The organism is Synechococcus sp. H55.10 (assembly GCF_047502715.1).
Lineage (GTDB): Bacteria > Cyanobacteriota > Cyanobacteriia > Thermostichales > Thermostichaceae > Thermostichus.
Map to the genome: position 1 here is coordinate 21726 of NZ_JANSJJ010000223.1, position 8960 is coordinate 30685.

7 protein-coding genes are annotated in these 8960 nt (G+C 62.9%); 5 read left to right on the plus strand and 2 right to left on the minus strand.

The genetic code is table 11. The annotated features are described in order from the left end of the window. Positions 1 to 7: 7 nt before the first annotated feature. The 4 genes from NW858_RS11910 to NW858_RS11925 all read left to right on the plus strand — a co-directional run bounded on the left by NW858_RS11910 (position 8) and on the right by NW858_RS11925 (position 4761). Positions 8 to 778 (plus strand): GvpL/GvpF family gas vesicle protein, encoded by a 771-nt coding sequence (locus NW858_RS11910; protein ID WP_414334798.1) that lies wholly within the window; start codon positions 8 to 10, stop codon positions 776 to 778. A gap of 92 nt (positions 779 to 870) precedes the next feature. Next, positions 871 to 2160 carry a homoserine dehydrogenase gene (locus tag NW858_RS11915; RefSeq protein ID WP_414334813.1) on the plus strand — a complete coding sequence of 430 codons (1290 nt, stop codon included), beginning with the start codon at positions 871 to 873 and terminating at the stop codon, positions 2158 to 2160. 29 nt (positions 2161 to 2189) lie between these two features. Beyond that, positions 2190 to 3644, plus strand: a complete 1455-nt coding sequence (hemG, locus tag NW858_RS11920) for a protoporphyrinogen oxidase (protein ID WP_414334797.1) — start codon at positions 2190 to 2192, stop codon at positions 3642 to 3644. Positions 3645 to 3690: 46 nt separating this feature from the next. Beyond that, positions 3691 to 4761, plus strand: coding sequence for a DUF3326 domain-containing protein (locus NW858_RS11925; RefSeq protein WP_414334796.1), 1071 nt, complete (start codon positions 3691 to 3693; stop codon positions 4759 to 4761). Positions 4762 to 5066: 305 nt separating this feature from the next. Here the strand turns inward: NW858_RS11925 and NW858_RS11930 are convergent, their stop codons facing one another. Beyond that, the gene (locus NW858_RS11930; RefSeq protein WP_414520578.1) at positions 5067 to 5942 is read right to left on the minus strand and encodes a leucine-rich repeat domain-containing protein; all 876 of its coding nucleotides are present in this window, start codon (positions 5940 to 5942) and stop codon (positions 5067 to 5069) included. 158 nt (positions 5943 to 6100) lie between these two features. Here NW858_RS11930 and NW858_RS11935 point away from each other — a divergent pair, with 158 nt between their 5' ends. After that, positions 6101 to 7336: an LL-diaminopimelate aminotransferase gene (locus NW858_RS11935; protein WP_414520579.1), complete on the plus strand. Its 1236-nt coding sequence runs from the start codon at positions 6101 to 6103 to the stop codon at positions 7334 to 7336. A gap of 259 nt (positions 7337 to 7595) precedes the next feature. Here the strand turns inward: NW858_RS11935 and NW858_RS11940 are convergent, their stop codons facing one another. Then, complete coding sequence (locus tag NW858_RS11940) at positions 7596 to 8570, minus strand: Gfo/Idh/MocA family protein (protein ID WP_414520580.1); 975 nt, start codon at positions 8568 to 8570, stop codon at positions 7596 to 7598. Between the last annotated feature and the right edge of the window lie 390 nt (positions 8571 to 8960).

Genomic DNA, 8960 nt, shown 5'->3' on the forward strand with positions numbered 1-8960 from the left:
TCAGCCCATGACCTTCTCAGCCCAGCCGGAACCCCAAGTGCAGGGCAAGGGGCAGAGCGTTGTCAGCCCTCTCTACACCTATGCCTTCTTCCCGCAGCCGGATCCGCAGCTTTTGTCCTTCATCCGGCAAACCGAGGGGATCCATCAGCCGGTACAGGTGTTTGCCCCGGTGGGGAGCCGAATTGCCGCCGCTGTGGAGCCGATGCGGGATCCAGAGGCGTTGCAAGCTTCGGATGAGGTGCTGGTGCGTTCTGCCCTGCGCCACGATCAGGTGCTCTGCCGGCTGTTTGCCCAGATGCCGCTGCTGCCCCTGCGCTTTGGCACCTGCTTTCTCTCGGCAGAAAAGCTGGGATCCCATCTGCTGGCGCGGCAGGCAGAGTACGAACAGGTCCTCGCGGCCATTGGGGGAAGGGCCGAGTACTGTCTGAAGGGAAGGATTCGGCCTCAGCCCCAGCCGGAGCCGCAGCCATCTCTGAGCGGGACGGCCTATCTGTTGGCCCGCAAGCAAGCCTATTTGCAGCAACAGCAAGCCCAAGCGCAGCAAGAGCAGGAGCTGGCGGCCCTGCAGCAACTTTGGCCCTCTACTTGGCCTGTGCAAAAGGGGGATCCCCAGCCGGGCGAACGCTTGCGGCTTTACATTTTGCTCACCCCTGCCGAACGGGAAACGGCGGCCCAGCTTACCCAAACCTGGCTGGCGCAGCACCCCGATTGGCAACTGGACTGGAGCCCCCCTTTGCCCCCCTATCACTTTGTGGGTGCCATAGGGGACAGATGCTAGACTCCGACTCCTGGGTGATCGGCACCGTTTATCGTAGTAGTGGTGAGGGGAGTTTTCTGGTTCAAGGTCGGCAGCAGGCAAGAGGAGCGGTTGTGGTCTATCGAGTTGGGCTATTGGGGCTGGGCACGGTCGGCACGGGTGTTGTGCAAATGCTGCAGCAACCGCAGCACCCTCTCCTACAGGCGGTCGAGATTGCGGCAGTGGGGGTGCGCTCCCTGGATAAGCCGCGGCAAGTGCGGATCCCACCTGAGCGCTTGACCACCAATCTGGAGCAGATCGTCTCGGATCCGGAAATCGATGCGGTGATCGAGCTGATGGGGGGCCTGGAGCCGGCCCGCAGCCTGATCCTGAAGGCCATTGACCACGGCAAGCCGGTGATCACGGCCAACAAAGCGGTGATTGCCCGCCATGGGGAAGAGATCTTTCAAGCTGCCGCCCAGGCCGGGGTGGCGGTGCTGCTGGAAGCGGCGGTGGGCGGCGGGATCCCCATTGTGCAGGCTTTGCAACACTCCCTGCGGGCCAGCCGCATCCAGGCGGTCTGGGGCATCGTCAACGGCACCACCAATTTCATCCTCAGCCAGATGGCCCAGCAGGGCAGCTCCTTTGCCGAGGCGCTGGCCCAGGCCCAGGCCCGCGGCTACGCGGAAGCGGATCCCAGCGCCGATGTGGAAGGGTGGGATGCCGCCGACAAAATCGCCATTCTGGCCGGCCTCGCCTTTGGGGTGGCGGTGCCGCGGGAAGCCATCCCCTGCGAAGGGATCCGCAACATCAGCTCCACCGACATCCGCTATGCCCGCGAGTGGGGCTACACCTTCAAGCTCCTGGCCATCGCCCAAAGGGCCGCCGCCCAGGGATCTGAGACGGCCTTGGATGTGCGCGTCCACCCTACTCTGCTGCCGGTTACCCACCCGCTGGCCAACGTCCACGGCGTGGACAACGCCGTCTGGGTGCAGGGGGATCCCCTGGGGCAGGTGGTGCTCGCCGGCCCAGGGGCGGGACAGGGGCCGACCGCCAGCGCCGTGGTTGGGGATTTGCTCACCCTCCGGGCCCACCTGCAAACCGGGGCCTATCTGCCCAATCCTCTATGGGGGTTCTTCGGCAGGGCTGCCGCTTTGCTCCCGCTGGCGGAATTGGAGTCGGAGTTTTACGTGCGGGTGTTGGCCCAGGATCAGCCGGGGGTGATGGGGGCGATCGGCACCTGCTTTGGCCGCCACCGGGTTAGCCTGGAGAGCATTACCCAAAAAGAGTGCCACCAGGAGCAGGCGGAGATCGTCATCCTCACCCACACCGTCCGCGAGGCCGATTGTCGGCAGGCGCTGGCCGAGATCCAACAGCTTCCCCAGGTGGCCGCGATCCCCAGCCTGTTTCGCGTGCTGCGTTGATTGCTTTCAGGAAACCCATAGGAACCGCGATGATGGACAGCTTGGAAGCGGCAGTCAATCCCTCAACTGAGCCTCTGACCCACTTGTGGGAACGGGCTGAGGTGGTGGTCATTGGAGCGGGCATCAGCGGCCTGACCCTGGCGCTACGCCTGCGGCAGGGCCGCTCCGCTCAGCCGGTGCTCTTGGCCGAGGCCAGCCCTCGTGTCGGCGGCTGCATCTCCACCCAATCCAAAAACGGCTACCGCTGGGAAGAAGGCCCCAACAGCTTTACCCCCGTCCCCCCTCTGCTCAACCTCATTGCCGAGGTGGGCCTGGCCGAGCAACTGGTGCTGGCGGATGCCAAGTTGCCCCGCTACATCTACTGGGAGAAAGAGCTGCTGCCGGTGCCCCTCAGCCCTTCTGCAGCCATTGGCTCGCGGCTGTTGAGCGTGGGCGGCAAGCTGCGGGCTTTGCAGGGGTTGTTGGGGTTTGTCCCGCCGCCGCCAGGGCGCGAGGAAACGGTGCGGCAATTCTTCCGGCGACAACTGGGATCCGAGGTGGCAGAACGCTTGGTGGAACCTTTCACCTCAGGGGTGTATGCGGGGGATCCGGATCAGCTCAGCGCCTTGGCCGCCTTTCCCCGCGTGGCCGGCTTGGAAGAGCGCTACGGCAGCCTTTTTGCCGGCGCGCTGCAGGCTTTGCGCCACAGACCCCAGCCCTCTCCTGTGGCCATCCAGCCCCCACCCCAACGTGGCCAACTGGGCAACCTGCGCCAAGGGCTGCAGCAGTTGCCGGAAGCGATAGCCCAAAAGCTGGGGGACAGCCTGCGGCTGGGCTGGCGGGCTGTGCAGCTCAAGCGGGATGAGATGGGCTATTGGGTGGGCTTTAAGACCGCCGAGGGATCCCGCTGGGTGGTTGCCCGGCAGGTGGTGCTGGCTCTTCCCGCGCCTGAAGCTGCCTCGCTGTTGCAGGAGCTCAACCCCCCAGCCAGCCGGCTCTTGGCCGGGATCCCCTATCCGCCGGTGGCGGTGGTGGCTTTGGCCTATCCCCAAGAGGCTCTGCCGCAGCCGTTGCGGGGGTTTGGCCATTTGATCCCGCGCTCCCAGGGTTTGCGCACCCTGGGCACCATCTGGGCCTCCTGCCTTTTCCCAGAGCGGTCTCCCCAGGGCTATCACTGCTTCCTCAGCTTCATCGGCGGGGCCACCGACCCGCTCATGGCAGCACTTTCCCCTGAAGAGCGAGCGCAGATTGTGCACGCAGAGCTGAGCCAGATCCTGCTCACCCGACCTGTCGAGCCCATCCGCCTGGGAGAGCGCCTGTGGCCCCGGGCTATCCCACAATACACGCTTGGCCATCGGCAGCGGATGGCCCAGTTGCAAGCTTACCTGGCGTCCCAAACCCCAGGTGTGTGGGTGTGCGCCAACTACCTGGATGGCGTGGCGTTGGGAGATTGTGTGCGTCGGGCCGAGGCGCTGGCGCAACAGCTTTTGTTGCAAGCGTTCTGAATCCACATCAAATCCGTTCGCATCGGCGGGACGGGATCCGCAAGCAATGTCCCCACATTCCTACACCACGCTGCTGCTTGTCCCCACCGGCATCGGTGCCCGCATAGGTGGCTTTGCCGGGGATGCCCTGCCCATTGCCCGCGTCTTGGCCGCGGCAGCGGAGCGGGTCATCACTCACCCCAATGTCTTAAACGGGGCCAGTTTGTATTGGCCGATGGGGAATGTGTTCTACGTCGAAGGGTACGGCCTGGATCGATTTTGTGCCGGGGTGTGGAACTTGAGGCCGGTGCGCCAAAACCGCGTCGGGGTAGTGCTGGATGCCGGCATTCCGGAAGATCTGCAACAGCGCCACCTGCACGTGCTGCAGGCTGCCCAGGCCACCTTAGGGCTTAACATCGGCCCCTGGCGCTTGACCGGCCGACCCCTGGGTGTTTCCGTCTGCTCCTCCCCTTCCGGGGCCAGCCAGGGATCCCTGGCCCAGCCTGATGCTCTGTTGGAGACTGCCCAAGAGCTGATCCGCCTGGGAGCAGAGGCCATTGCCGTGGTGGCCCGCTTCCCCGACCAGCTCGACTTCAGCCAGTACCAGCAGGGGAGGGGGGTGGATCCCTTGGCTGGGGCAGAGGCCATCCTCAGCCACCTGGTGGTGCGAGAGCTGGGGATCCCTTGTGCCCACGCCCCCGCCTTCTACCCCGATCCAGACCCTAAGCCGGTTCACCCCCGCGCTGCCGCCGAAGAGGTGGGGTTTACCTTTTTGCCCTCGGTTTTGGTGGGCCTTAGCTACGCTCCCCAATTCGTCAAAACTCCCCAGCCGGGCGACCTGACGGCAGAGCAGGTAGATAGCGTCATCGCCCCAGCTACCGCCTTTGGCGGGCCTGGATTGCTGCACCTGGCCAGCCGTCCCCGCCCGCCGCTGTTTATTGCCGTCGAGGAAAACACCACCGTGATGCAGGTGCACCCCCGCCAGTTGGGGATCCCTTGTGTATCGGTAGCTTCCTATCTGGAGGCCGTTGGTGTGGTGGTGGCCCACCGAGCAGGTGTGGCCTGGTCGTCGCTCCAGCTTTCCCCCTCCACCCCGGAAAAGCTGATCAGCTCCGCACTTGAGCATGACAGGCCCTAAGCCCCATAGCCCGCGGGCAACTTGAGTGTCTCCCGCAGGACAACATCTGCAGTGTTTTGAGAATGGCGCGGCAGCCGGGACGTCAAGTCTATGGACATTTCAAACAGTTATAGTCATTGCAAATAGCAATGAAACGATTCGTTACGTCGTTATTGCTCCGCAACGCTGTCGCGAACGCGCCGCTCTAACTCCCCTCTCCCTCAGGGAGAGGGGCTGGGGGTGAGGGATATCCCTCAGGGAGAGGGGCTGGGGGTGAGGGATATCCCTCAGGGAGAGGGGCTGGGGGTGAGGGACAACCGAGAAAGCTACCGCGAGCAGATGGGAGCCGGCAGAGGGTCCCCTTGGTTGAGGCCGGCAAACCACTTGGACAGGGCAGCCGGCAGGCAGAGGCCGGCGTTTCCCTCGATCTGCAACCGCTCCAGCCGGGGCAGTTCCGCCAAAAAGGTCGGCAGTTCTCCCGTGAGTTGGTTGCGTGCCAAGCGCAGATCCCGTAACTGGGTCAGTTGTGCCAGCTCGGGGGGCAGGGATCCGCTGAGGCGATTGTCCGACAAGTAGAGGTTTTCCAGGTTGCGCAGTTGCCCCAGTTGGGGGGGAAGGGGGCCGGAGAGTTGATTGCCATCCAAAAACAGGCCTCTGAGGGAGCTCATCTGGCCCAGTTGGTCGGGAATGGAGCCGCTGAGGCGGTTGTTTTGCAGGATGAGGTTTTCCAGGCGGATCAGCCGGCCCAGTTGGGGGGGAATAGACCCAGAGAGCTGGTTGTGATCCAAAAACAGGCCGCGCAGGTTCTGCAACTGCCCCAGCTCGGGTGGGATGGAGCCGGAAAGTTCGTTGTAATCGAGAAACAGGTTTTCCAACTGGCTCAGTTGCCCCAGCTCGGGCGGGATGGGGCCGGAAAGTTGGTTGAGGCTGAGGGACAAGGCTCGCAACCGGCGAAATCGGCCTATTTCGGGAGGGAGGGATCCCCTCAACCCTTGGCGATCCAATACCAGTTGGACAAGACACTGATCCGAATCAAAAAGAGCCACCTCCTCCACCACCGCGTCCGGGCGGCCCAGAGCTGCCAAGATCTGCCGCAGCAAGAGGGGATCCTGACAAAGAGGAGCAGACCAGACCCCCATCCCCCAGCTCAGCCAAACCCAGACTGCCAGTAGACTCAGCGCCCACCCTTTCTGCTGCTGCATCCTCACTCTCCCAAGGACTTTTGCCAGGGTAGCACTCGGGGGCAGAGTTTTTGCCCGGAACCTGTTATGGATTCCGCCCGTTCACGGAGTGGGCCGTAGGCTTTAGAGCGCGAACAGCTACACTGAAAAGCCGATGACCTCTTCTTCTACAAACCCCTATGGCCAGGATCAACGACCACTTCCTCAAGCTCAAGGCCGGCTATCTCTTTCCCGAGATCGCCCGGCGGGTGCAGGCTTTTGCCGCTGCCCATCCCGAGGCCCAGATGATCAAGATGGGCATTGGCGATGTCACCGAGCCGCTGCCGGAGGCCTGCCGGACGGCCATGATCCGGGCCGTGGAGGAAATGGGGGAGCGGGCTACCTTCCGCGGCTACGGCCCAGAACAGGGCTACGAGTGGCTGCGCCAAGCCATTGCCCGGCACGATTTTCAGTCTCGCGGCTGCGACATCGACGCTTCTGAGATCTTCATCTCCGACGGCTCCAAGTGCGACTGTGGCAACATCCTGGATATTCTCGGTCACGACAACACCATTGCCATCACGGATCCCGTCTATCCGGTTTACGTCGACACCAATGTGATGGCGGGCCATACGGGGCCGGCCAACGAGCGGGGCGAATACGAGGGCCTGGTCTATCTGCCGCTGACGGCGGAAAACCACTTCACCGCCAGCCTGCCCCAGCAAAAAGTCGATGTCATCTACCTCTGCTTTCCCAACAACCCCACCGGCGCAGTAGCAACCCGGGAGCATCTGCAGGCCTGGGTGGACTATGCCCGCGCCCACAACTCGCTCATCCTCTTTGATGCCGCCTACGAGGCCTACATTACGGAGCCTGGGATCCCCCACTCCATCTACGAGATCCCGGGGGCAAGGGAATGCGCCATCGAGTTCCGCTCCTTTTCCAAGACAGCCGGCTTTACCGGCACCCGCTGCGCCTTTACAGTGGTGCCCAAGTCGCTACGGGGCCAAGCTGCCGATGGCTCCTGGGTGGATCTCTGGAGCCTGTGGTATCGCCGCCAGTCCACCAAGTTCAACGGCGTGGCCTACATCGTGCAGCGGGGGGCAGAAGCCGTCTATTCTGAGGCAGGGCAGGCCCAGGTGCGGGCTTTGGTGCAGTTTTACCTGGAGAATGCCCGCATCATCCGCGAGCAGTTGGCCAAAGCCGGGATCCAGGCCTACGGCGGCGTCAACGCTCCCTACGTCTGGGTAAAGGCGCCCACTGGGCTGAGCAGTTGGGAGTTTTTCGACAAGCTGCTGCACACCTGCCATGTGGTGGGGACTCCCGGCTCTGGCTTTGGCAGCGCCGGCGAGGGCTACCTGCGCCTGTCGGCTTTTAACAGCCGCGCCAACGTAGAAGAAGCCATGCGCCGCATTGTCAGCGTGTTTGGGAGCTGAGCGGCTAGGGCTGTTCAAATCCCAGCCAACTGGGTGGTGCCAGATTCTATCCCTGACTTATCTCACCTCCGACCCTTTTGGCGGAGGAAGAGGGGAGCCATAGCCATTTCAATTGAGACTGGGACAACGCACTTCCACTCAAGTTCTCGACTCTTCTCCCTCACCCCCAGCCCCTCTCCCAGGGGGAGAGGGGAGAGACCAGACCCTATCTCTGGAAGCGCTCGGCGACTTCCTCTCTACCAGACTTGCACCGGCACTTTCAAGTTGGGATCTCATCTTGAACATGGACAACCTGCTGGGTTTGGGCGGATCGCTCGGCGGCCTCGGCCACGGCGAGGGCATGGAGCATCTTTTCGGTGTCTACGTAGAGAGCTCTGCCCTGGCGCAGGTGATCCAGCACCATGCGGGTGTCTTGCTCGAACAGGCCGTGACGGGATCCCGTCTCCAAGGGGTGGGCACTGCCGGCGCGCAACAGCATCGCCTCTTCGCCGTTGATCAGCAGGCCCCCCCGCTGGCCGTGGAACTCCAGTAGCCGCTGCGAGCACCACAGAGAGTCTCCCTTGCCATAGGTCAACACTGCCAGCAACCCATTGGCAAAACTCAGTTGGGCTGTGCAGTAGCAACTGCTGTAGCGCTGGGGCAAATCCGGCCCGTCGTAGCGCAGTTGGCAGCTCACCCGCTCCACCTTGCCCAGCAAGTCCACCAAGCGGTGAATGCGGGAGACAGCCCCCATGAGGGGGAAGCCAAACAGCTCAGGCCGGTAGGTCCAGCGGTCGGGGGCGGGGTGGGTGGCGGTGAGGGTGATGTAGCGGACGGCAAACAACTTGCCCAGCCCTTCCAGCTCCCGCCTCAGCAACAGGTGGATGCCGCTGAGGAGCTCGATGTGCTCCACGTGCAACAGCAACCGCCGCTCGGCTGCCAATTGCACCAGCGACCGGGCTTCGGCAAGGCTGAGGGCAAGAGGATATTCAACGACAGTGTGGATCCCTGCTTCCAGTGCAGCGCGGGCAATGGCGGCATGATCCCGATTGATGGTGCTGATAAAGACCAGATCCAGCCGCTGCTCGCGGAAGAGAGAAGACCAGTCGAAATAGGCAGCAGCCCCAAACTCGGCGGCAAAAGTAGCACTCCGCTCGGGGGATCGACCGACAACAGCCACAATCTCCACTTGCCCATCTTTGCGCAAGGCCTCAGCCCGTGAGCGAGCCGCGTAGCCGGTGCCGATGATCCCCACTCGCAAGGTCTGTTCCCTCTCCTAGCCTGCCTCTGTTTGTAGCATCACACAGAAAGGATCCCTTCTACTACCTGGCCATCAGGATCTCGCTTCACGCCAGGGAAACTCCTGCTGCACCCCTTTATTTAATGAAACCTCTCGTCACATCGCTATTGCTGCGCAACGCTATTGCGAATGCGCCGCCCTAACTCCCCTCTCCCTGAGGGAGAGGGGACGGGGGTGAGGGATGACTCCCTGAGGGAGAGGGGACGGGGGTGAGGACATCAATTGTGGCCCGCCACCAGTGAAAATTAACGTAAGGTGCGGAATTCCTCACCGTCTATACGGTGGGGATGGATAGCACCCTCTGACTGATTCTGGATGTATTGCTTCACAATTTCTAGGGAGCAA

What these genes read in the sequence shown, in the direction of transcription:
- NW858_RS11910 (WP_414334798.1), top strand. Translation starts at nt 8, where the DNA reads ATGACCTTCTCAGCCCAGCCGGAACCCCAAGTGCAGGGCAAGGGGCAG.
- NW858_RS11930 (WP_414520578.1), bottom strand. Translation starts at nt 5,942, where the DNA reads ATGCAGCAGCAGAAAGGGTGGGCGCTGAGTCTACTGGCAGTCTGGGTT.
- NW858_RS11925 (WP_414334796.1), top strand. Translation starts at nt 3,691, where the DNA reads ATGTCCCCACATTCCTACACCACGCTGCTGCTTGTCCCCACCGGCATC.
- NW858_RS11935 (WP_414520579.1), top strand. Translation starts at nt 6,101, where the DNA reads ATGGCCAGGATCAACGACCACTTCCTCAAGCTCAAGGCCGGCTATCTC.
- hemG (WP_414334797.1), top strand. Translation starts at nt 2,190, where the DNA reads ATGATGGACAGCTTGGAAGCGGCAGTCAATCCCTCAACTGAGCCTCTG.